This is a genomic window from Chelatococcus composti, assembly GCF_014201415.1.
Classification (GTDB): Bacteria; Pseudomonadota; Alphaproteobacteria; order Rhizobiales; family Beijerinckiaceae; genus Chelatococcus_A; species Chelatococcus_A composti.
In genome coordinates, this window is record NZ_JACHEH010000001.1 from 557,582 (window position 1) to 580,463 (window position 22,882).

At 68.3% G+C, this 22,882-nt stretch carries 20 protein-coding genes; 13 read left to right on the plus strand and 7 right to left on the minus strand.

All coding sequences use genetic code 11. The features are described 5' to 3' along the window. The first annotated feature begins 6 nt into the window (after nucleotides 1-6). Together yghX and map are read left to right on the plus strand one after the other, a co-directional pair. Complete coding sequence (yghX, locus tag HNQ73_RS02725; protein ID WP_183331956.1) at nucleotides 7-894, plus strand: YghX family hydrolase; 888 nt, start codon at nucleotides 7-9, stop codon at nucleotides 892-894. Nucleotides 895-1,069: 175 nt separating this feature from the next. Then, complete coding sequence (gene map, locus HNQ73_RS02730; RefSeq protein ID WP_183331958.1) at nucleotides 1,070-1,819, plus strand: type I methionyl aminopeptidase; 750 nt, start codon at nucleotides 1,070-1,072, stop codon at nucleotides 1,817-1,819. A gap of 15 nt (nucleotides 1,820-1,834) precedes the next feature. Here the strand turns inward: map and HNQ73_RS02735 are convergent, their stop codons facing one another. Both HNQ73_RS02735 and HNQ73_RS02740 read right to left on the minus strand, forming a co-directional pair. Then, entirely contained in the window at nucleotides 1,835-2,221 is a 387-nt protein-coding gene (locus tag HNQ73_RS02735) for a DUF983 domain-containing protein (protein WP_183331960.1), read from the minus strand. A gap of 124 nt (nucleotides 2,222-2,345) precedes the next feature. Next, nucleotides 2,346-3,740, minus strand: coding sequence for an aminotransferase-like domain-containing protein (locus HNQ73_RS02740; protein WP_183331962.1), 1,395 nt, complete (start codon nucleotides 3,738-3,740; stop codon nucleotides 2,346-2,348). Between the two features lie 199 nt (nucleotides 3,741-3,939). Between HNQ73_RS02740 and HNQ73_RS02745 the strand changes: the two genes are divergently transcribed. From HNQ73_RS02745 to HNQ73_RS02770, 6 genes are all read left to right on the plus strand, one after another. Beyond that, complete coding sequence (locus HNQ73_RS02745) at nucleotides 3,940-5,205, plus strand: MFS transporter (protein WP_183331964.1); 1,266 nt, start codon at nucleotides 3,940-3,942, stop codon at nucleotides 5,203-5,205. 43 nt (nucleotides 5,206-5,248) lie between these two features. After that, entirely contained in the window at nucleotides 5,249-6,745 is a 1,497-nt protein-coding gene (gene cysK / locus HNQ73_RS02750; RefSeq protein ID WP_183331966.1) for a cysteine synthase A, read from the plus strand. 227 nt (nucleotides 6,746-6,972) lie between these two features. After that, nucleotides 6,973-7,581: an OsmC family protein gene (locus tag HNQ73_RS02755; protein ID WP_183331968.1), complete on the plus strand. Its 609-nt coding sequence runs from the start codon at nucleotides 6,973-6,975 to the stop codon at nucleotides 7,579-7,581. Nucleotides 7,582-7,653: 72 nt separating this feature from the next. Continuing rightward, nucleotides 7,654-8,895 carry a flavin-containing monooxygenase gene (locus HNQ73_RS02760; protein ID WP_183331970.1) on the plus strand — a complete coding sequence of 414 codons (1,242 nt, stop codon included), beginning with the start codon at nucleotides 7,654-7,656 and terminating at the stop codon, nucleotides 8,893-8,895. A gap of 117 nt (nucleotides 8,896-9,012) precedes the next feature. Beyond that, the gene (locus HNQ73_RS02765; RefSeq protein WP_183331972.1) at nucleotides 9,013-9,237 is read left to right on the plus strand and encodes a DUF1127 domain-containing protein; all 225 of its coding nucleotides are present in this window, start codon (nucleotides 9,013-9,015) and stop codon (nucleotides 9,235-9,237) included. Between the two features lie 224 nt (nucleotides 9,238-9,461). Then, nucleotides 9,462-10,091: a hydrolase gene (locus HNQ73_RS02770; RefSeq protein WP_183331974.1), complete on the plus strand. Its 630-nt coding sequence runs from the start codon at nucleotides 9,462-9,464 to the stop codon at nucleotides 10,089-10,091. Between the two features lie 105 nt (nucleotides 10,092-10,196). Here HNQ73_RS02770 and HNQ73_RS02775 read toward each other — a convergent pair whose 3' ends face one another. Beyond that, on the minus strand, nucleotides 10,197-11,123 hold the full coding sequence (locus HNQ73_RS02775; RefSeq protein WP_183331976.1) for a LysR substrate-binding domain-containing protein: 927 nt from the start codon (nucleotides 11,121-11,123) through the stop codon (nucleotides 10,197-10,199). 145 nt (nucleotides 11,124-11,268) lie between these two features. On the opposite strand from HNQ73_RS02775, the gene HNQ73_RS02780 reads away from it, so the two are divergent. Next, nucleotides 11,269-12,030: a pirin family protein gene (locus HNQ73_RS02780; RefSeq protein ID WP_183331978.1), complete on the plus strand. Its 762-nt coding sequence runs from the start codon at nucleotides 11,269-11,271 to the stop codon at nucleotides 12,028-12,030. A gap of 37 nt (nucleotides 12,031-12,067) precedes the next feature. On the opposite strand, the gene HNQ73_RS02785 is transcribed toward HNQ73_RS02780, so the two are convergent. Then, nucleotides 12,068-16,771, minus strand: coding sequence for an alpha/beta fold hydrolase (locus HNQ73_RS02785; RefSeq protein WP_183331980.1), 4,704 nt, complete (start codon nucleotides 16,769-16,771; stop codon nucleotides 12,068-12,070). Between the two features lie 365 nt (nucleotides 16,772-17,136). Here HNQ73_RS02785 and crcB point away from each other — a divergent pair, with 365 nt between their 5' ends. The 4 genes from crcB (at nucleotide 17,137) to HNQ73_RS02805 (ending at nucleotide 19,681) form a co-directional block, all read left to right on the plus strand. Beyond that, nucleotides 17,137-17,529: a fluoride efflux transporter CrcB gene (crcB, locus tag HNQ73_RS02790; RefSeq protein WP_183331982.1), complete on the plus strand. Its 393-nt coding sequence runs from the start codon at nucleotides 17,137-17,139 to the stop codon at nucleotides 17,527-17,529. Between the two features lie 12 nt (nucleotides 17,530-17,541). After that, the gene (locus tag HNQ73_RS02795; RefSeq protein ID WP_183331984.1) at nucleotides 17,542-17,940 is read left to right on the plus strand and encodes a CrcB family protein; all 399 of its coding nucleotides are present in this window, start codon (nucleotides 17,542-17,544) and stop codon (nucleotides 17,938-17,940) included. A gap of 164 nt (nucleotides 17,941-18,104) precedes the next feature. Next, nucleotides 18,105-19,190 carry an NAD/NADP-dependent octopine/nopaline dehydrogenase family protein gene (locus HNQ73_RS02800; protein ID WP_183331986.1) on the plus strand — a complete coding sequence of 362 codons (1,086 nt, stop codon included), beginning with the start codon at nucleotides 18,105-18,107 and terminating at the stop codon, nucleotides 19,188-19,190. A gap of 20 nt (nucleotides 19,191-19,210) precedes the next feature. Further along, the gene (locus HNQ73_RS02805; protein ID WP_210310565.1) at nucleotides 19,211-19,681 is read left to right on the plus strand and encodes an Lrp/AsnC family transcriptional regulator; all 471 of its coding nucleotides are present in this window, start codon (nucleotides 19,211-19,213) and stop codon (nucleotides 19,679-19,681) included. 19 nt (nucleotides 19,682-19,700) lie between these two features. On the opposite strand, the gene HNQ73_RS02810 is transcribed toward HNQ73_RS02805, so the two are convergent. From HNQ73_RS02810 to HNQ73_RS02820, 3 genes are read right to left on the minus strand one after another with little or no spacing between them, the layout of a single operon-like run. Further along, nucleotides 19,701-21,206 (minus strand): tripartite tricarboxylate transporter permease, encoded by a 1,506-nt coding sequence (locus tag HNQ73_RS02810; RefSeq protein WP_183331990.1) that lies wholly within the window; start codon nucleotides 21,204-21,206, stop codon nucleotides 19,701-19,703. Then, nucleotides 21,203-21,676 carry a tripartite tricarboxylate transporter TctB family protein gene (locus tag HNQ73_RS02815; RefSeq protein WP_183331992.1) on the minus strand — a complete coding sequence of 158 codons (474 nt, stop codon included), beginning with the start codon at nucleotides 21,674-21,676 and terminating at the stop codon, nucleotides 21,203-21,205. The genes HNQ73_RS02810 and HNQ73_RS02815 overlap by 4 nt, the downstream gene beginning before the upstream one ends. After that, on the minus strand, nucleotides 21,667-22,635 hold the full coding sequence (locus HNQ73_RS02820) for a Bug family tripartite tricarboxylate transporter substrate binding protein (protein ID WP_244649780.1): 969 nt from the start codon (nucleotides 22,633-22,635) through the stop codon (nucleotides 21,667-21,669). The genes HNQ73_RS02815 and HNQ73_RS02820 overlap by 10 nt, the downstream gene beginning before the upstream one ends. Nucleotides 22,636-22,882: the final 247 nt, after the last annotated feature.

Genomic DNA, 22,882 nt, shown 5'->3' on the forward strand with positions numbered 1-22,882 from the left:
GGCACCATGACGAGACTGACGGCCAAGGATTTTCCGCAGGAACTGCTCGAGCTCTACGACTTCTACGCGCACGGGCGGATCACCAAGCGCGAGTTTCTTGACGGGGCGGCCAAATTCGCGGTCGGCGGCACGACGGCCGCGGCGCTGCTTCACATGCTCAGCCCCAACTATGCCCTGGCCCAGCAGGTGGCTCCGACGGATCCCGACATCGTCGCGCAGTACGTCACCTATCCTTCCCCCAACGGCCACGGGGAGGTGCGCGGCTATCTGGTGCGGCCGGCGAAGGCGCCGGGACCGGTGCCCGGCGTGGTCGTGGTGCATGAGAACCGGGGCCTCAACCCCTACATCGAGGATGTCGCGCGGCGCCTCGCCAAGGCAGGCTTCGTGGCGCTGGCACCGGACGGGCTGACATCCGTCGGCGGCTATCCGGGCGACGACGACAAGGGCCGCGAGCTGCAGCGCCAGGTCGACCCGGCCAAGCTGATGAACGACTTCTTCGCGGCTGTCGAGTTCCTCCCCACCCTCGACACGACGACTGACAAGGTGGGCATTGTGGGTTTCTGCTACGGTGGCGGTGTGGCGAATGCGGCCGCGGTGGCCTATCCGGAGCTCGGGGCGGCAGTGCCGTTCTACGGGCGGCAGGCCCCGGTGGAGGACGTGCCGAAGATCAAGGCGCCGCTCCTGCTGCACTTCGCCGAACACGACCAGAACGTCAACGCCGGCTGGCCGGCCTACGAGGCGGCGCTGAAAGAGCATGGCAAGATCTACGAGGCCTATGTCTATCCCGGCACGAACCACGGGTTCCACAACGACACCACGCCGCGATATGACGAGGCGGCGGCGAAGCTCGCGTGGGAGCGCACCATCGACTGGTTCAGGCGCCATCTGAACTGACGGTGCCCTTCCGCCAGACGCCCGCCGGCTGGCAGGCAGCTTCCTGTGGTGGCGCCTCCGCCGCCACAAGACTTCCGCGCGGTGTTTCGCTAAGCATACGCGCCGATGGAGAAGAAGCGGCCGTCCGGTATATGGCGGTGGCTTCAGGGCTCACCGCCGGGCGCGACGAGGCTTCATGACCATTTCCAGCGAAGACGAACTCGAGAAGCTGCGCGAGATCGGGCGCATCGTCGCCAGCACACTCGAGGCGATGGGCGCGGCCATCGAGCCGGGCATGACGACGGCGGAGCTCGACGCGATCGGCCGCAGCCTTCTGGAGCGGGCGGGCGCCCGCCCCGCACCGGAACTGTGCTATGGCTTTCCCGGCGCGACCTGCATCAGCGTCAACGAGGAGATCGCCCACGGCATCCCCGGCTCGCGCCGCATCGCTGCCGGCGATCTCGTCAACATCGACGTCTCGGCCGAGAAGGACGGCCTCTTCGCCGACACCGGCGCCTCTTTCCTCGTGCCGCCGGCACCCAAGGCGCTGGAGCGGCTGTGCCGCGACGGACGGCGCGCCATGTGGGCAGGCATCCGGCAGGTTGGTGCCGGAAGGCCTCTTGCGGCCATCGGGCAGGCAATCGGCGAGTTCGCGCGTAAGCACCACTACACGCTGGTGCGCAACCTCGCCAGCCACGGCGTCGGCCACTCGCTGCACGAGGAGCCGAAGGAGATTCCCAACTGGCCCGACAAGTCGGAGCGTCGCGTGATGACGGAGGGCATGGTCTTCACCGTTGAGCCCTTCCTCTCTCTCGGGGCGGAATGGGCGGAGAACGGTGACGATCCCTGGACGTTGTTCAGCGAGCCGCGCGCCCCGACCGTGCAGTTCGAGCACACGGTGGTCGCAACGCGCAAGGGTGCCCTCGTCGTCACCCTGCCCAGCTGAGCATGAGCGGAGGCCTCAGGAGCGGGAGACGTCCAGCCGCCCCTCTTCAGCCTTGTAGAAAAACTGGCTGGCGACCAGCCATCCCTTGAGCGGCCTCAGCGGCGGCACGCAGGTGAGGAGCATGAGCGGCAGTGTCGTGACGAGGTGCACCCACAGGGGCGCCGAATAGACAACCTCAAGCCACAGCGCGAAGATGACGCTCGGCACGCAGGCAAAGCACATCACGAAGAAGGCCGGACCGTCCGCCGGATCGGCGAAGGAATAGTCGAGCCCGCAGACCTCGCACTCCTTGCGCAGGGCGAGGAAGCCGTTGAAGAGATGGCCCTGGCCGCAGCGCGGGCACAGGCCGCGCAGCCCGGTCTTGTAGGGGGAAATGGGCGGCCACTCGTCCTTCGCAGACATCTCGCGTCCTCCGCTGGGCGCTACACCGGCGGCCATGCTCCGGCCTGCGCCGCATTCAATGCAGTCATTGGCAATTCATAGGCCGCAATTGACAGGATAGCGATGCGGCATGTCGGCGCGCAGATCAGAAGAAGGCGGAGGCCATCTCGGGCCGCCCGGCGAGCGAATGGGCCATGAAGGCCAGCCCCTCGCGCAGGCGCTCGCGACCGATTGGCCCGCCGAGGCAGATGCGCACGAACTCCTGCGGCGGCCCCGCCACGGTGAAGGCGTCGCTCGCCACCGCCGCGATGCCGGAAGCGCGCATGTGGGCCGTGAAGGCCGAGCGGCTCCAGCCCTCGGGCAGCGGCATCCAGATGTTGAAGCTGAGCGGATCGGCACGGAAGCTCCCGGCGGGCAGGATCTCGGCGGCGATGCGCTGCCGTGCCTGCGTCTCCCGGCGGATGAAGGCGAGGATCTCATCCGCCGTGCCGTCCTCGATCCAGCGCGTGGCGAGCGCCGCGGTCACCGGCGAGGCCATGAGCGTCCCGGCCCGCATGGCACTGGCGAAGAGCCACGCCGCCCGCGTCTCCGGCACGGCCACGTAGGCGAGGCGCAGGCCGGCGCCGATAACCTTGGACAGGCCACCGATGTACCACACGATGTCTGGCGCCGTCGCCGCCATCGCCGGCGGCGCCTGCTGCGGAATGAAGCCGTAGGCGTCGTCCTCGATGATCGGGACGCGATATCTCCGGGCCACGGCGCAGAGCGCGTCGCGCCGTGACGGCGGGATGGTGAGCGTGGTCGGGTTCTGAAGGGTCGGGTTGAGATAGAGGGCCTTGGGCCGCAGGCGCTCGCAGGCCTCCGCAAAGGCCTCCGGCAGGATGCCCTCCCCGTCCATGGACAGGCCGGCGAGCTCGAGCCCGAGCTGGGCGGCGATGGAGCGCACGCCGGGATAGGTGATCTCTTCGGACAGGATCCGCTCCCCCGGCTTCGCCAGCACGGAAAGAATGGCGAGCAGCGCTGGATGCGCTCCCGGCGCGATGAAGAAGCGCTCGTACGGGCAATCGAGCCCTCGCCGGGCGAGCCAGAGCGCCGCCGCATCCTTGTCCCGTCCGTCGCCGCCGAAAGCCTGGTAGCGCAGCAGCGGCACGAGGCTGGCCGAGACGACACTCAACCCCTCGCGCATCCGGGCGAGCAGCGCGGGATCATCCGGCTCGGGCGGCAGGTTCATCGACAGGTCGGCCACCGTGTCGCGATGCTCGTCGGCGGCTGGCGACGACTGCGCTGTCCCGCCGGATGGATCGCGCACGAAGGTGCCTCGGCCGACATGCGAGACGACCAGCCCGCGCTTCTGCGCCTCCACATAGCCGCGCGCGACGGTGGTGAAATCCACCTTGAGGCGGGCCGCCAGCTCGCGTTGTGGCGGCAGCCGGTCTCCCGGCCGCAGGCGGCCGCGCGCCACATCGCGCGCGATGAGATCGGCGATGGCGATGTAGCGGGGCGCGCCGCTGCGGGCCAGTTCAAGCTTCCAGTCGTCCATCGGGCGTCGTCAATGTATGCAGTCAATTGCTTGTACATTGACTGCATGGCGGCTGTCACGCGGCAATGCTGGCCGGGCAGGCCGGACGGGGCGGGCGCCGCGCATTCCACGCTGCCCGGGACTTCTTTCCACGCTCGCTCCCACGCCCGTTTCCATGTGCCGGGCGGATTGAGAGGAGACCACTCTCGGGAGCAGGCACATGCAGAAGCAGCAACCCGCCGCCGGCACCATGGGCGGCAGCACGGCCGCCGCGGTGCCGGTGTCCGCCATCCTGGCGGCCGCTGGCGCAACCACGGCCATGGCCTTCGGCTTCGGCGCCCTTGCCCTGCCGTCGGTCTTCATGCGGCCGCTGGAGGTCGAGTTCGGCTGGTCGCGGGCGGACCTCAGCCTCGTCTACACGCTGTCCACCGTCGGCATGGCCCTGGGCGGCCTCGTCTGGGGGCGCCTGTCCGACCGTTTCGCCCCTCGCCTCTTCCTCACCTTCGGCTCCGCGGCAATGGTTGCGGCGCTCGGCGTCTTCACGCTCGCGCAGTCGCTCTGGCACTTCTATGCCGCGAGCCTGGTGCTCGGCGGCCTCGGCTTCGCCTGCCTCTATGCGCCGGTTCTTTCCGTCACGGCGCTCTGGTTCGAACGCCGTCGCGGCCTCGCCATGGGCATCGTCACCGCGGGCGGCGCGCTCGGTCAGGGTGTGATGCCCTACACGGCCAACCTGCTTATCGACAGTGTCGGCTGGCGACCGGCCTACGGCATCCTCGCCGCCGCCACCATGCTGGCGCTCGGCCTGCTGCTGCCGGCTGTCCGGCCTCCCGCGTCTGCCGCTGCAGCGCCGATGCAGGCTGGCGCAGCACAGAGCGCCGGCGAGGCCCGCCCCTCGCCCGTGCCGATGCTCGCGGCCGCGGCCTTCCTGTGCTGCGCGTGCATGGGCTTTCCGCTGGTTCAGCTCGCCAGCTTCGTTACAGCCGTGTGCGGCTCGTCCGATCTCGGCTCGACGAGTCTGCTCGTTGCGATGCTGTTCGGCACCGTCGGGCGCGTGGCCTTCGGCCTCCTCGCCGACCGGATCGGCAACCTCGCCGCCTACGCGACGGCCTCGGCCGCCCAGACGGCATGTGTCGCGATCTACCCCATGCTCGACGACCGGCTCGGCCTGCTCGCGCTTTCGGCGGTGTTCGGCTTCGGCTTTGCCGGCAACATGACCTGCCTCATCCTGTGCGTGCGCGAGCTTGTCCCCGCAGCGCGCTTCGGCCGGGCCATCGGCGCGGTGATGCTGGTGGCATGGGCCGGAAGGGGCGTCGGCGGCTACCTCGGTGGCCTCGCCTATGACGGTTTCGCCAGCTACACGCCCGCCTTCCTCATCGCCTTCGCCGCGGGCGTCGCCAACCTTGCCATCCTCGCCCTGCTGGCCGCCGGCACCACGACGCGCGGCAAGCCTGCCCCGCACGGCCTTTCCCCCGCCCCCGGCCGCTGAGCGGCGCGGGCTCCGCCCGGCATCACCCTTGAAAGGAATGGCAATGATATCAATGCCATACGAGAGCATCCTCGACACGATCGGCAAGACACCCGTGGTACGCCTCGCCCGCATGCAGACAGGCGGCGCCGCGCTCTATGCCAAGCTTGAGGCCTTCAATCCCGGCGGCTCTGTCAAGGACCGGCTGGCCGCGGCGATCATCGCCGAGGCGGAACGCTCGGGCGCGCTGAAGCCTGGCCAGACCGTGGTCGAGGCGACCAGTGGCAACACGGGCATCGGCCTCGCCATGGTCTGCGCCCGCAAGGGCTACCCGCTCGTCATCGTGATGCCGGAGAACGCGAGCATCGAGCGGCGCAAGCTGATGCGCTTCTTCGGTGCGCGCGTGGTGCTGACGCCGGCGGTCGAGCGCGGCAGCGGCATGCTCGCCAAGGCCATCGAGCTCGCCGAAACGCACGGCTGGTTTCTGTGCCGGCAATTCGAGACGCCGGTCAATGCCGCCGTTCACGCCCGCACCACGGCGCGGGAAATCCTGGAAGCGTTCCGCGACCGCCCCCTCGACTACTGGGTGACAGGCACGGGAACGGGTGGCACCCTCGCGGGCGTCGCCAGCGTGCTCAGGCGCGAGCGGCCACAGACGCGCATCGTGGTCTGCGAGCCGGACAATTCAGCGCTCCTGTCGAGCGGCATCGCGCAGCAGTTCGACGAGCGCGGCATGCCGACGCGCGCGCACACGCGCTTTCGCCCCCATCCCATCCAGGGCTGGAGCCCGGATTTCATTCCGCAGATCGTCGGCAAGGCGATGGCCGAGGGGCTCGTCGACGAGATCGTGCCCGTTTCGGGTGACAGCGCACTCGCCGCGGCGCGCCGGCTCGCGACGGAAGAAGGCATCCTCGCCGGCATCTCCAGCGGGGCGACGCTCGCTGGCGCCATGGAGGTCGCCCGCCGTGCCAAGGCGGGGCGGAACGTGCTGTGCATGCTGCCGGACACCGGCGAGCGCTATCTGAGCACCATCCTGTTCGACCACATCACCGAGGAGATGTCGCTGGAGGAGGAGGAGATCTCCCGCTCGACGCCCGGCTATCGCTTCGACCGGCCACCGTCCTTCGCCGGTCCGCAGACGGCAGCCGGCGAGGTCCGCATCGATCCGGCCGCCGACGCGTTTGTCGACGAGGCCATTGGCGATCCTGACCACCCGGTCGTCCTCTTCTCCCTCACATGGTGCGAGTTCTGCTGGAGCGTCCGCAAGCTGTTCGACCGTGCCGGCATCCCCTACCGGTGCATCGACATCGACACGCCTGAACGGCAGAGGGAGGCGATGGACGGGGAGATCCGCAAGGCGTTAAGAGCCCGCGTCGGTTCCCCCACCATCCCGCAGGTCTTTGTGGCCGGCCGGCACCTGGGCGGCTGCACGGAGACGCTGGCCGCCTGGCAGGACGGCTCGCTCAGCGCGCGCCTTGCGGCGGCGGGCATCGCGCATGACCGCGACGCCTGTCCCGATCCCGACAGCCTCCTGCCGCAATGGGTGCGCGCGAAGGCTTGAGCCAAGCCTGCATCGCGCCACGGCGGACCGAAGGGGAGCGGCCCTCGCCGCTCCCCTTCCTCGTTTCATCCTGCCCCGGCGAGGTGAAATTCAACGCTTGTGCGCTCCGGCGGGCACCCGGAGCCCATTTTCCACCCTCATTCAAACGGCGCGTCACACGGCGAGGCGCGAGACATGGCGGTGGCCGGACGAGAACCGGCGAGTTCCTCCCCACTCTGGAGCGCGACATGCACACGACCACGCAGGACACCACCACGACGATGACCAAGCCGGCCCGCAAGGAGCCGCCGTCACCGCGCAATGGCGTCGACACGCCGACGCTGTTCGCCACGATCAACGCCGTGGCCGGGCAGCCCGAGCTGGCGCAGTTCCGCTTCCGTGCCCGCAGCCGCTGGGTTTCCGGCACGCACAGCGTCACGACAATGAAGGAGTTTTTCGGCGCCGGTGGCGAGCAGTCCCACGTCACCGGCTATGAGGCGCACGGTGACCATCCGGCCGTGCTGTGCGGGACCGACAAGGGGCCGACGCCGGTGGAGTATCTCCTCGGTGCGCTCGCAGCATGCCTCATGTCCGGCATCGCCAACATCGCGGCCGCCCGCGGCGTCACGCTGCACAAGGTGGAAGCGACGGTCGAGGGCGACATCGACCTGCGCGGCATCCTCGGCCTGTCGAAGGATGTGCGCAACGGCTACGAGGGTATCCGCGCGCATTTCACCATCGCCGGCGATGCCCCGAAGGAAAAGCTCGAGGAGATCGTGGCGCAGGCCCGCGCCCGCTCGGCCGTGTTCGACGTGCTGACCAACGGCGTTCCCGTCTCCATCGGCGTCGCCGCCTGAACCATCGCATCCAAGACCTTCCCTTTCGCCGGCGCCATCACCAGTGGGGCCGGCGATCTGCGGGCGCCTCTCATGAAGCACACCGATATCGTCATCATCGGCGCCGGCCAGGCCGGCCTCGCCATGAGCCGTTGCCTGAGCGCGCGCGGCATCGCGCACATTGTCCTGGAGCGGGGCCGCATTGGCGAGCGCTGGCGCAGCGAAAGATGGGAATCCCTGCGCCTGCTGACCCCGAACTGGATGACGCGCCTTCCTGGCGGCGGCTACGACGGGCCGGACCCAGACGGATTCATGACCATGCCGGAAACGGTCCGCTTTCTGGAGGGCTATGCGCACAGCATCGCGGCACCTGTCGAGAGCGGTGTCGCGGTGAAGTCCGTCAAGCGCTCGGGCGACGGATACCGCGTCGTCACCGACGCGGGCGAATGGATGGCACGCGGCCTCGTGATCGCCACCGGCCATTGCGACCAGCCGCGCATTCCCCTAATGGCCTCCCGCCTCGGACGGCGCATCCTGCAGGTCGTGCCGCGCGACTATCGCCGGCCCGGCCAGCTTCCCGAAGGCGGCGTCCTCGTGATCGGCGCTTCGGCGAGCGGCATCCAGCTGGCCGAGGAGATCCACGCTTCGGGGCGGCCTGTCACGCTCTCCATCGGCCATCACACGCGCCTGCCGCGCCGCTACCGCGGGCACGACATCCTGTGGTGGCTCGACCGCCTCGGCAGCCTGCGCAAGGCACGGACGGAAGTGCATCCCCACGACACCCAGCGCGAGGAGCCCTCCCTGCAGCTCATCGGCAGCCCCGACCACCGCTCGATCGACCTTGCGCTCCTGCAGCGCAAGGGCGTGCGGCTGGTGGGGCGGGCGACCGCGGCGCGCGGCCGGCGCCTGCGCTTTGCCGCAGACCTGCTGCAGACCACCGCCGCGGCGGATCTGCGCCTCCTGCGCATTCTCAACGGCATCGACGCGGCGGCGGAGCAGGGTTTCGGCGAGGTTGCCGCACGCGAGGCGGCCGAGCCAATCCTCCTGTCCGGGGGCGCAGCTGAACTGGACCTCGATCGCGAGGGCATCAGAACGGTGGTGTGGGCCACGGGCTACCGGCGCAGCTATCCCTGGCTCCACATTCCGGTTCTCGATGCCTGTGGCGAGATCGTCCACGACGGCGGCGTCTGTCCGCTCGCGGGCATCTACGTCCTCGGACTCAACTTCATGCGCCGGCGCAACTCGAGCTTCATCGACGGCGTAGGCGCCGATGCCGAGGCCCTCGCCGCGCATATCGCGGGCTTTCTCGGCTTGCGCCGCCGCAGCGCGGCCTGAAGCGAATTCCAACAGCAGCCGGGCGCAAAACCGACGCTCCCTTCAACGCTCACGCTCACGCTCGCCGCGGACAACCGGGCCGTCGGCGCCCTCCGGCGACCGGACACGGAGACCACCATGAGCACTCTCGACAATGTCACACCCTTCCCCGCCCGCCGCCCGGCGCGCCGCCCTGCCCTCAGCGTTCTGACGGCTGCCGTCTCCAACCTCAGGCACTTCGTCCGCCTGCGGCGGGCGCGGCAGGACCTGCACGAGCTGCCCGATTATCTCCTGGCAGACATCGGCCTCGACCGCTCCAAGATCGACGAGGTGACGGCTTTCGGCCTGCGCCGCCGGCACTGAGCCGAGAACACATGCGTCAGCGCGGCGCCCCGCGCCTGCAACGATCCCTGCCGTAGACGAAGCGTGCCAAAGCTGACGCACTGCAGGCGGAAGACCGAGCGACTGCCGCTTCCTGTTCCATTCATGGGACGCGACGACCCGGTATCGCCGGCTACTCGGCAAGACGATGCAAGTCCACCTTCGCCTCGTCGGGCTAAGCCAGCCCCGAGCGAAGGAGAAGGACAATGACTGCGAACCTTTTGACCCCTGACAATCATGCACTTCTGCTGATCGACCACCAGTATCTCCAGCTTCTGACGCTGCGCTCGCACGAGGCGTCGCAGGTCATCAACAATGCTCAGGCGGTGGCCAAGGCCTCGAAGATCTTCGGCATTCCGACCCTGCTCACCACTGCAATCGCGGAACGGCAGGATCTCATCAAGGAGATCCAGGACGTCTTCCCCGAACAGGTCCCCCTCGACCGCACCACGCTCAACACCTGGGAAGATACGCGCGTTGTCGATTGGGTTCGGCAGACCGGAAAGAAGAAGCTGGTCATGGCCGGCCTTTGGACGGAAGTCTGCCTGCTGTTGCCGGTCCTTTCGGCCTTGGCCGATGGCTACGAGGTCTATTTCATCACCGACGCGTCCGGCGGCGCGAGCCGTGAGGCGCACGACATGGCCGTGGCGCGCATGATCCAGGCCGGCGCGGTTCCGACCACCACCTGGTCCTATGTCAGCGAGCTGCAGCGCGACTGGGCGCGCGAGGAGACCGCGGGCGAGGTGACGAAGCTCTTCGAGGAGCACGGTGGCGGTTTCGGCCAGGGGCTGCGCTGGGAATGGCAGCTCCTCGGCCTCAAGGAAGGCACGAGGTGATTGCCTTGCCGCAGCGGCACGATCGGGCCGCTGCGGCATTCACGCTTGTTCCGAGCCGACGGCGATCCGAAAACCAGGCGAGCCCGCCACCGGAGGCCGGGATCTTCAGAAGGCGGTTCCCGCCGGTGCGCCCCGAGAAACGAGGGCGAACTCCTTCTCGATGAAGTCGATGAAATGTCTCACGGCCGGAGCCAGCCCCCGGCGCGAGGCGAAGACGATATGCACGATGCCTGCCTTCGGCTTCCATTTCGGGAGCACGACTTCCAGCTCCCCGGCGCCAATGTGGTTGCGAACCATGTATTCGGGTAGCTGAACGATGCCGATCCTGTTGAGGGCGGCATCACGGAGCGCCGCCATGTCATCGGAGACATAACGCGGCTGGATGGGGACTGTGACCGTGTCGCCCTCCTCGTCGGTCAATTCCCAAGCATGTCGCGGCATGACCCGCGTGAGGTCCATGGTCGGAAGGGCTGCCGCCTGCCCCGGATCGTCGGGGCGTCCGTGCATGTCCAGGAAGGCGGGATGCGCGACGAGCAGCTGCTCGCTGCTGCCGAGGTTCTTCATCACCAGATTGCTGTTTTCGAGCGGCGGGAAACGCACGCGGAAGGCGAGGTCCACCCCTTCCTCAATGACATCGACACGGCGGTTGGTCGCCGAAAGGTTGACCGTGATCAGCGGATAGGCGGCGAGGAAGCGAGCGATCATCTGCGAGACGAGCGCCTGCAGCAGGGAAACCGGGCAGGTGACCGAGATGACGCCGCGCGGCTCCGCCTTGGTGCGATCGATCACCTCCTGCGCCGCTTCCGCCTCGACGATCATCGCCTGGCACTGCCGGAAATACAGCTCGCCGATGTGGGTCAGCGAGAACTTGCTCGCATTCCTCTGAAGCAGGCGCACGCCGAGCCGTTCCTCCAGCGCCGCGACCCTCCGGCTGAGGGTGGATTTTGGCACGCCGAGCGCCCTGCTCGCGGCTGCGAAGCCCCTATTTTCGATCACCTTGGCGAAATAATAGAGGTCATTCAGGTCCTGCATTTCCCGTTCCATCCGTGGGACACGATGATCCGGCATCGGTCACTACGCGGCGCCCTGCTGTACTTATATATATTTATCATCAACTCATCAAAGCATTCGAATGGTGAATGACCATCGTCTGCGCAATGAACCATTAGAGAAACCGATGTCGACCGTCGAAGTCATCAACAACGAAATCCTCAAGGCACCGAGGACTCGGATCATCCAGCGTCAGGGGCCGTTCACGCTGCACATCAACCTGCCCGGCTTCAACCTGCCGGAGCCGAGCGATCACGGGCACGGTCCCCTGGCCCTCATCGTTGAATCGACCCTGGAACCAGGCACGCACATCCGCCTGCACGAACACACGAATGACGAGATCATCTCGTGGGTGCCGGGCGGCGTCATGCGGCACAACGACCTGACTGTTGGCGAGCTCGTTGTCGACGACAGGCACCTGATGGTCATGAACGCGGGCTCCGGCTTCTGGCATGAGGAACGCGTCCTGTCGTCCGATCCTTATCTGCGCATGCTGCAGATCTTCGTCCGGCCCCGCGCTGCGGATCTCGAACCCCGCATCCAGTTCGGCGAAATGCCGACAGGACGGCCGAACGAATGGCGCTACCTCTTCGGGCCGGAAAACTCGGATGCGCCCTTCTTCGTACGCAACGACGTGAAGTTCTTTGACATCCGCCTGTCCAATGGATCAGTGACGGCGTTGCCCCCACCGCCGAAAGGCTGGGACAGCTATTTCTATGTGTTCACCGGGCAAGTCCTGGTGGACGGGATCCCGTTCGGCGAGGCCGAAACGGGCCTGATCCGCCGGCCGAGCCGGACGGTGGTCAGCGCCCTCGAAGACAGCGTGGTCGTCTGCTTCTCGATCAATCCGAACGCACCTGTCGTGCGGCTGGGCACGGTCGGAAAATAGCGACCGTCGCTGCGTGGCCATCGTGCTGGCGGGGATGCTAGAGCGAGATCGCCGCAGCCGTGCGCTTCCGGGCCGGCAACCGGTCCGCGCGTCGCCCGTCACCACCGGCGGCGCGGTCGCGCAGGCCCATCTCCTCGCAGAGGGCATCGGCCTCCGCAAGCGTTGCGGCCGCGAGCGCCGGGTCCGTCCGGCGCTGGGCGAGACCGAGGGCATGCAGCGAACGGGCGAGCTCCGGCCGCAGCTCGCTTTGCCGCGCGAGGGCGCAGGCTTCTTCCAGCCATCGGGTTGAGGCCCGCGCCGGCCTGAGCTCCGCGAACCCCCGCAGGGCGAGGATCTCGCTCCACGGGTCTTGCCGCTGGCGGGCAAGGTCGAGCGCGTGGCCGAGATTGGCCGCGGCCTCCGGCTCGCCCAAGCGGGCGCGCAGGCTGGCAAGAACGGCACGGGCATGACATTCGAACTGCGGCAGGCCCATGCTTTCCGCCTCGGTGACGGCCCTTTCGAGCGTGGCATAGGCTGTCTGGAGCTCCCCCAGCATGACCTCCGCCTGGCCGAGGATGACGAGAAGCCACCCCTGCACCAGCAGGCGCCCGGCGCAGCTCGCCTCCGACACCGCGCGGCGCAGGCGCTCCACCGTTGCCCTGTCGGGCCCGCGCAGGATCTCGACGACGCCGGTGAAGTAGACTTCCGCGCAGCTGTCCACGGGCCGCGCAACCTCGCTGACGACCTGGCGCAGCTCCGCGAGCGTCCGGTCCGCCTCAGTAAAGAGGCCGAGCCGGGCCTGCGCCTGGGCGCGGTGGCCGAGAAACCAGACCGAGCGGGCGCCGATCTGCCCGAAGCGCTCGAGCCGCCACAGCCGGGTGAACCGCTCCTCGTGCGGCGCGAGGCGCGCCAGCACCTCGCGCGCCCTGCTGCGCAGGATGAGCGCCTGCGAGGCGGCGAGATCAGACTCGCTGATGCAGCGCTCAACGCCGTTGGCGGTCGCCGCCCTGTTCAAGGTCTCGGCCGGCTCCAGCGCCTCCTCGAAGCGGCCGTGCGAGCTGTTGAGATAGCTCAGATGCAGGAGAACGTCCGAGATGCGCTGCGGATCGCCCAGTTCCATGGCGAGTTCCCGCGCTTCCAGCAGTGGGCCGAGCGCCTTGCGATACTCTCCTATCGCACCGTATGCGGGGCGCATGCGCACGCGCAGGTCGATCGCCTGGGCGAGCGTTTCGGGCGTCCGCGGCAGAGCCGCCACGGCGATGCGCGCCTTCTCCAGAAACTGTGCGGCCGCCGCATAGGCCGAGCGCTCCTCGGCCCGGCCCGCAGCGAGCAGGAGGTAATGCGCCGCCGGCTCCCACTGCTCGGCGCGGAAGGCATGCTCCGACAGCTGCTCGATGTGGTGCGTCAGCGAACCGGCATAGAGCCGCGCCATTGCTGCGAAGACCGCGCGGTGCAGCTCCCTGCGGTCTTCCCGCAGCAGGGAGTCGTAGGCGGCACCGAGGGTCAGCGCGTGCTTGAAGGTGTATTCGGTGTGCGGGAAGCTCTGCACCTCGAACAGGAACTCAAGCTCCTGCAGGCGGGAGAGCGCCGCATCAAGGTCGATCCCTCCCAGGAGATCCTGAAGCAGCGGGCGCGACACGTTGCGGCCGATGACGGCGGCGACCTGCAGCACCTGGCGCTCGACTTCGTCGAGCTGCCGGATGCGCGCGGCGATGACCGACTGTACTGACGAGGGGATGACCAAGTCGGTGACGGGGCGTGTCGCCTCGTAGCGTCCGGGTTCGCCGCCCAGGGCCCCGCATGCGACGAGTGCGCGTACCATCTCCTCCAGAAAGAGCGGCGTGCCCTCGGCCTTGTCGGCAAGGAGCGCGCGCAAGTCCTCGAGGCTCCGATGGGTGCCGAGAAGAGCCGTCAGGAACTGATCCATCTCCTCGCGCACAAAGCGTTCCAGCCTGATCTGCTGAAAGGAGCCGCGGCGCGCCCAGCCGTGCAGGTAGTGCGGGCGGTAGGTGGCGATGAGCATGATGCGGTGCGCGCCGATGACATCGACGAGGCGGTTGACGATGGCCTCGCTCTCGGCGTCGATCCAGTGCAGGTCCTCCACCAGGAGGGCGAGCGGCGTCTGCCGGCTCACGGCGACGAGAAAGGCGGTCATCGCCGTGCAGACGCGCCCTGTGCGTTCGCGCGCGTCGAACCGGAGCCAGTCCTCGTCCTCCACCGGCATGTCGGCGAGGAAGGAGAGCGGCGCGATGTGCGCCGGGTCCAGCGCAAGCTCGGCATGCCGGCGCAGGAAGCGGTCGCGCGCCTCCTCCAGCGTATCGTCGCCACGGATGCCGCAGGCGGACAGGAACAGCTTCTTGGCGACGCCGAGCGAGGTGCTCTGGTCGAACTCGTGGCCGCCGCTTTCGAGCACGGCGAAACCGGCCACCTCGTCGAGCGCGAGGAACTCGTGGGCGAGCCGTGACTTGCCGAGACCCGGGTCAGCAGCGATGCCGACGACCTGCCCGTGTCCCTCGCGCACGCGCCGCCAGGCCGTCACCAGCGTCCTCAGCTCGGCCTCGCGCGCGACAAGGCCGGTCAGCCCGCGATTGGCCCTGAGGTGCCAGCGCGACAGGGCATGGTTTTCGCTGATGAGTTCGTAGACCTTCTCGTCCCGCCCCAGTTGCGGATGCTCGGTGTAGCGCATCCGCTGCATCTGGATATAGCCGCCTGCGGCCGCCCGTGCGCGGGCCGTCGCGGCGACGGTCGTGCGCAGCAGCGACCGCATCAGGCGGTTGGCGGCGCGGGGGGCAACGCCGTTGATCTCCACCCGGAGGCCGTCGGGCCCGGATGTGTGGCGGACGACGACCTCGCCCGTGTCGATGCCGGCCCGCAGCCGGGCACAGCCCTGCGACTGCTCCTCGACGGCGAGCCGCGCCGCGAGCGCCGCACGGCAGGCAAGAAAGGCATGATCCTCCGTCGCTCGCGCGAGGCCGAAGGCGGCGCTCACCACGCCGTCGAGGCTGGCGGTGACGACGCCGCCATGCTCCTTGATGACCGCCTCGAGGCGGTCACAGATCGGCCGCAGCTCGCGCTCCGCCGCCTCGGGATCGAGCGTTTCGTCATCGTTCAGCGGTCCGACGATCTCGGCAGCCAGCATCGTCACGTGCTGGCGCGAGCGGTCGATGCCGAGACGGGCCTTGGGTTGTGCCAGCGTCTGCATCCCTTCCGGATCGGTGAGGAAGCGGCGCGTTTCCTCGAGAAAGGTGGCGAAGGCCGGCTCGTGTGACAGAAGCACGTGATTGGCGCTGTCGAGCGCCAGAAAGCGAGCGCCGGGAATGCCGGCGGCAAGCGCCTTGCCGAACTCGAACGGGATCAGCGCATCGCGGGTGGCGTGCATCACGAGGGTCGGCACGCGGATCCGCGGGAGCAGATCGGTCACGTCGACATCCCCGCCCTCCTCGAAGATGCGCTGGGCGACCTCGGGCGAGACAGTGTCGCGCTGCAAGGCGTTGTACCAGTCCTTCTGCTCCGGCGTTGCCTCCGGGATGAACATGGAGGTGAACATTTGGCGGAAAACCGGGTCATCCTGCCCCCAGCCCTCGCGGATCAGTGCGCTCATGGCCGCCCGGCGCGCCACCTCGCGCTCGTCGCCCCGCCTGCGCCAGCCGCATGCCGCGCCGCCGTAGAGCACCATGCCGGCCACACGCTCTGGATGGCGGGCGGCATAGGCGATGGATGTGGCACAGCCGTGGGAGATGCCGAGCAGGAAGACGCGGCGCAGCCCGGCGGCGTCGATGATACTCTCCAGGTCCGCGATCATCGCTTCGAACGTGAGGTCCGCGGGGTCGCGGTCCGACAGCCCGTTGCCGCGCTGGTCGTAGCGCACCAGCCGGAAGTGCGCCGAAAGGCCCTCCATCCAGTGCTTCCAGACCGGGCTGTCCCAGTCCCGCTCCAGATGCGACATCCAGTGGGCGGCGCGGACGAGGGGCGGCCCCTGGCCGCTCAGTGCATAGGCGAGCCGCACCCCGTCGGGCGTGGCGCAGCGGCGGATTTCCTGCGCAAGCGGCCGGTTGCCAACGGGCGGTGCCCGCTGCTGCGGCCCCTCCCCGGCCCCGGCGTCGGCGGCAGCGCCCTCGGCCGTCGGAGGCCTCGGCTGGACCACGGCGATGCGGCGGGCGGCTTCGCCGAGCCGGCGGATATCGGCGCGCACCGTCTCGTCGTTGGGCGCGAGGGCCTGCAGCCTGTGCGCATGGACAAGGGCACGTGCGGGCTCATCCGCCAGCCGGTCCACCAGAATGCGCAGGAGGCGCAGGTGCGTGACGTCGAGCTCGTCGCCCACAGCCGTGCGCCAGGCCTCGAAATCGGGACAGCGCGGCAGCGACAGGTCGTCGAGAAAGGGGCCGCGGAAGGTGCCGGCTAGCGCCTCGAGCCTCCCGGTGTCGCTCGCCTCAAGGTCGTCGATGCCCAGCCCGCGCAGCGGCGCCGCATCGAGCACCAGGCGATCCTTGTTGAGGAAGACCGCGTTCCGGTCCGCCTCCAGCACGCCGCCCTCGCCGTCCTCCACAATCTGGCGGATCTTCGACAGGCTCCAGCGCAGAGCGCCGCGCGGATCGTCCGGAATTTCCCAGAACATCTCGCACAGCCGCTCCCGCCGCTGCGGCCTGTCGGTCATCGCCAGATAGGCGAGCAGCGCCCGCGTCTTGCGCGACGGTGGCAGAGCCACGGTCTCGCCGGCGCGAAGGACCGTCAGTTCTCCGAGAACGCGGATTTCGAGCGACACGGCATGATGCCCCAACTCGTTTCAAATGTATCAATTGCGGCAGGGGGCTGAAAGTCATCCGCCGAAAGGCGCCTTTGCGATGTGCCGCAGCGCACGCACAGGATGCCTGATCCGTTCGCTGCGGACGCTCACCCGTTCTTGCGTCCATCTTCCGCGCGATGTCGCAGTTGATGCACAACTATAAAAAATTTTCTGAACCAATTATCGACTATGTGAAAATTCCGATTTTGTGACCGCGCTGATCCTTGTGAATGAAGCGGCCGTTCTCGCAGGCGCCCGCCTTGTGAGGCTCCGTCGGCTTCGCTATCAACATTGCACAGCGGCAATGGCGGCGCGAGCGATGCTCGATGCCCGGATGAGAATCCATGAGCCTGGAGGCCTCCCTTCTCGTGCTGCTCGGCGGCTTTCTCGGCGGGGCCTCTCGCTTCGCCGTCGCCGGCGCGGTCGATCGCCGCCTCGGTCCAGCTTTTCCCTGGGGCACGTTCGCGGTGAACGTCTCTGGCTCAGCGCTCATCGGGCTGCTCGCGGGCCTCGTCCGCCTGCTCGATGCACCCGGCGCGCAGGACATGGTCCAGGCCTTCTTCATCGTCGGCTTCTGCGGCGGCTACACCACCGTCTCGTCCTTCGCGCTGCAGACGCTCAGCCTTGCCCTCGACGGCAAGCGAGACGTTGCGGCGGCAAACGTCGTTGCTTCGGCGCTTGTGTGCCTCGCAGCCACTGACCTCGGCTTCCTGGCCGCGGCTGGCTTCGGGCGCTGAGGGCCACCAGCGATGCGTCGTGAAGACCTTCGCATCTGCCTTGCGGTCGGCTGCGGCGCTGCGCTCGGCTCGCTGCTGCGCTTTTTCGTCACTGTCGGCGTCGGGGTCTGGCCCGTCCTCCCGCTTCTCGGCGCGACTGCCGCCGTCAACGTGGTGGGCTCGTTCATCATCGGCTTCTTCGCGCGCATCTCCGGCCCCGCAGGCAGCCTCTCCATCGGCCCCGTCGGCCGCCAGTTCGTTATGGGCGGCCTGTGCGGCGGGCTGACCACCTTCTCGGCACTCAGCCTCGAAACGTTCCTCCTCCTCGGCGACAGCCCCGGCCTCGCCGCCGTCTACCTCACGGCGGTCGTCCTGCTGTCGCTCGGCGCCGTGCTCGGTGGCCACGCGCTTGCCGCCCGCCACGGTCGCTGACAGGTAGGAAACGTTTTGCGCGAACTGCGCTGCTGCGGCAGCCGGCGGCAACATCATTCTCCACAGACCGGCAAAATGAGGCAGGCTTTTCTGCGCGGGGCAGTATTATCGGCATCCGGCCGCAATCCGGCCGGCGTGTAAAAGGAATTTCTTCGGGAGATGACATGAAGGTTGCCATTCTCGGGAGCGGGGGCATCGGGCTGGCCAGCGCCGCATGGCTCGCGCATCACGGCCATGAGCCAGTGCTGTGGTCGCCCTCCGGCGCGGGCACGCGCGAGCTCGCCGCCGGCGAGAGCCTCCGCTACAGCGGCAAGATCGAGGGCGAGTGCCGGCCGCAGGTCGCCACAAGCGCGGCCGAGGCCGTGGCGGATGCCGACGTCATCCTCGTCGCCGTTCCCGGCAACGGACACCGCACCGTGATGGAGGCCGCGGCCCCGCACATCAGGCCGGGCCAGGTGGTCATCATCAGCTCGCTCTGCTCCCTCAGCGCGCTCTATCTCTCGCGCCTTCTTGCCGGGCGCGGCGTCGAGGTGCCGATCGCCACGTGGGGCACCACGGTACTGACGGCGCGCCGGCGCAGCGGCACCGAGGTGGCGATCATGACCGTGCGCACCAGCCTGCACGTCGCCACCCTGCCCGTCTCGCAGGCGGCCGTTGGCCTGGAGACGTGCCGCACGCTCTTCGGCGACCGCTTCATCGAACAGTCGGACGTGCTCGCCACCTCCCTCATCAACATCAACCCGGTGGCGCATTTCGGCCTGGCGCTCTGCAACCTCACGCGCATCGAGCGCGGCGAGAACTGGCCGCAGTACCACTACATGACGGACGCCGTCAGCCGGCTCATCACGACACTCGACCACGAGCGCCTTGCCGTCGCCAGCGCCTTTGGCCTCAAGATCCATCCCATCGAGGAGCATTTCCACCGCTCCTTCGACGTGCCGGTGGGGGATCTCGCCGACATCGCGCGCACGATCCACGCCCGGCGCGGCGGCCCGCCCGGGCCGACCACGCTCGACACGCGCTTCGTCCACGAGGACGTTCCCTACGGCCTCGTCTTCGCCGAGGCGATCGGCAAGATCGCGGGCGTCGACACGACGGTGCACTCGGCCGGCATCACGGTTATCTCCGCCATCTACGGGCGCGACTTCCGGGCCGAGAACGACCTTCTGCCCGTGCTCGGGCTCGAGGGCCTGTCGAAGGAGGAGCTGCTGCGGCGCGCCCGCGAGGGCTGGCCAGCCGCAACGGCCTAGCGGACGATCCGACCATGGCGATCGACGAATTCGACCGTCGTATCCTTGCCGCGTTGCAGGGTGATGCGACCCTCTCCATCGCCGAGATCGCGGAGCGGGCGGGCCTCTCGCCCACTCCGTGCTGGCGCCGTATCCAGAAGCTGGAGCGGTCCGGCGTCATCCGCAAGCGCGTCGCCCTGCTCGACCGCAAGCAGCTGAACGCGGGCGTCACCGTGTTCATCGCGATACGCACGAGCCAGCACACCCTCGCCTGGCTCGAGAAGTTCCAGAAGGCGGTGGCGGATATCCCGGAAATCGTCGACGTCTACCGCATGAGCGGCGAGATCGACTACCTGCTGCGTGCCCTGGTACCCGACATCACGGCCTATGACGCGGTGTACAAGAAGCTCATCAGCCGCGTCGACCTCACCGACGTCTCCTCCATGTTCGCCATGGAGGAGATCAAGTCGACGACCGAGATACCGCTCGATTTCGCCCTCGCGTCCGGCTGAGAGCCCGGGGCGGCGGCCGTCAGGCCGCCGCCGGCTTGCGCTGCCGCTTCTCGCGCCAGCTGCGGTAGAGCGGCGTCACCAGCACGATGGCTGTCAGCAGCGCGAGGATGATCGACACCCAAGACGCAACCAGCGCGGAGGGGTCTCCCTGCGAGATGGTGAGCGACAGCCGCAGCTGGCTCTCGGCCATCGGCCCAAGGATGAGCCCCAGCACCACGGGCGCCTGCGGATAGTCCAGCTTCTCCAACACATAGGCGACGACGCCGACACCCATGAGAACATAGAGGTCGAACATCGCGTTGTTGACAGCGTAGACGCCGATGGCGACGAAGAGGACGATCAGCGGCGCCAGCACAATGCGCGGCAGACGCAGCACCTGGCCGAAGATGCGCGTCGCGGCGAGGCCCCCCACCGCGAACAGCAGGAAGGCGGACAGCAGCATCTGCAGCATGAAGCCGTAGACGATGTCGGGATGGTCGCGGAACAGCTGCGGGCCGGGCCGCAGGCCGTGCACGAGCAGCCCGCCGAGAATGACCGCCGCGACACCCGAGCCCGGAATGCCGAGCGACAGTGCCGGAATGAGCGCCGCCGCATTGTCCGCGCCGTTGCCAGCCTCCGAGGCCGCCACGCCCTCCGGGTTGCCCTGCCCGAAGGTTTCCGGGCTGTGCGCCACGCGCTTGGCCTCGTTGTAGGCGAGGAAGGACGACATGCTGCCTGCGGCGCCGGGCATGACGCCGATGAAGATGCCGATGGCGGAGCTGCGCAGCCAGACGGGCAGGAAATAGCGCCATTCGCGCATGACGGAGCGCTGCTTCTTGAACCTCAGAAGCGAGGCCGACATGCCCTCCTTGATCGCTTCCTCGGCCATCTGGAACACGGGCGGCAGGGCGAACAGACCCGTCAGCAGCACAACGATGCTGAAACCGTCCATCAGCTCGAGGCTGCCGAAGGTGAAGCGCTCCGTGCCGCTTGTCAGGTCCTGCCCCACGGTGCCGATGAGCAGGCCGATGGCGGAGGCGGCGATGCCCTTGACGAGATCGTCGCCAAGCAGCGCCGAGATGGTGGCAAGGCCGAGCATTGCCAGCCAGAAATATTCCGCCGGGCCGAAGAGCAGGCTCACCTTGACCAGCGGCGGCGCGAAGAGGATGAGCGCGATGGCGGACAGCACGCTGCCGATGACGCCGGACACGACGGCCACCTGCAGCGCGTAGGCTGCCTCGCCCCGCTTTGTCATCTCGTAGCCGTCGAGGATCGTGGCGACGGAGGCCGGCGTGCCGGGCACGCGCATAAGAATGGCCGGAATGGCCCCGCCGTAGCTGCCGGCGTTGTACATGCCGGCCATCATGCCAAGGGCAAAGAGCGGGTCGAGCCCGAAGGTGAGCGGGATGAGGATGGCGATGCCTGTCGTCACCGTGAGGCCGGGCAAGGCGCCGACGACGAGACCGGCGACGGAGCCAATGGTGATGGCCAGAAGGTTCGCCGGTGCGAAGACGTGAGGCAGGGCGTGGATTATGGCATCGATCACCGCACCGACTCCCACAGGTGCATCAGGACATCCGGCGGCATGGGCCGCTCGAGGGCCACGTTGAAGACGAGCACGATCAGCACGAGCGTGCCGACGGCGAGCGGAACCGTAAGCGCGAGGCGCCGGTATCCCAGAACGAACGGCAGCGCCACGGCGAGCGCGAAGCTGGGCAGCAGATAGCCGGTCACATCGATGGCCACGACATAGGCGACCAGCGCCACGAGGGTGATGAGGAAGCGCGGCAGATGCAGGAAGAACGGCTGCGCTCCCGCCTCGTCCCTGTGCCGGAGCTGGCGCGCAGCGACCAGGACGGCGCACAGGGCGAGCAGTACGGCAAGCACGCGCGGGAAGGCCGCGCTCTCGGCCGGATAATCGGCCGAGAGGACGAACACCGCGCCCGCGACGGCGATGAGCGCCGCCGCGAACACGAACTCGACGGTGCGTCGAGAGGGGCCGGCCGTCACCGCCACGGCGAGACCTTCCAGGTCGCCTCGAGGTCGGCCGTGCTCTTGTCGAGGAAGGCCTTGTAGTCGGCCGAGGCAAGATAGTGCAGCGGGATCTCGGCCTTCTTCGCGGCCTCGAGGTATTCCGGATCCTTCAGGGCCTTGTCGACGGCCGCCTCGAGCTTCGCGACGATCTCGGCCGGGATGCCCTTGGGCGCGGCGATGCCACGCGAGGAGCCGGCGACCACATCATAGCCCTGCTCGCGGAAGGTCGGGGCATCCTTGAGATACTCCGACCGCTCCTCGCTCATCACGCCGAGGACGCGGATCTCACCCTCGCGCGCAAGTTGCAGCGCCTCGCTGAGGTTCATCGTGGCGGCAGGGATGTGCCCGCCGAGCACCGCCTGGCGGACGGGCGCCGTGCCACCGAAGGGGGCGTGCGTCAGCTTGATGCCGGCCAGACGCTCAAAGTTGAGGATGGTGATGTGCTCGGACGAGCCGACCGCGCCCGAGGTGCCGACGGCGATCGTGCCGGGCTTCTCCTTCGCCGCCTCGACGAGGTCCTTCACGGACTTGAAGGGGCTGTTCTTGCCCACCACGAGCACACCGGGGTCATAGACGAGGTTGGCGATGGGCTGGAAGTCGTCCATCTTGAACTTTGCCTTGCCCTCGACGACGAGCGCGTTGATGGCCGGCACGTTGATGAAGCCGATGGTGTAGCCGTCGGGCTTGGCCTGGGCCACCGCCGTCCAGCCGATCTCACCGCCTGCGCCCGGCTTGTTGATGACCGCGATGCGCGCACCGTCGCCGAGGTGCTTCTCCATGAAGCTGGCGATCGAGCGGGCAGCCACGTCGGTGCCGCCGCCGGGAGCGAAGGCGACGATCATCTCGATCGGCTTTGTCGGATAGTCAGCAGCGAACGCGCTGCCCGACAGTGCGATGGCAGCCGCCATCCCCATGAGCCCCGTGCGGAAAATTCGTTTCATCTTCCCTCTCCTCCGAAGAAGGCGCGCCCGAAGGCCGCGCACCCGATGCGATCGATATAACGGTCGACATGTTCTTTTCAACGTACCACACGTACGATTTCGCCTGACGATAGCCGAAGCGGAGTGGAATAAGATTTCCTTTCGCGGCCTCGCGGGGCCCTGCCCAGCAAATCCGCTGCCGTTGCGGCGGCCTGCCGGAAATGCGAGTGCGTCCGGCCGCTCGCAGGGAAATGCCGCGCCGGCCCGG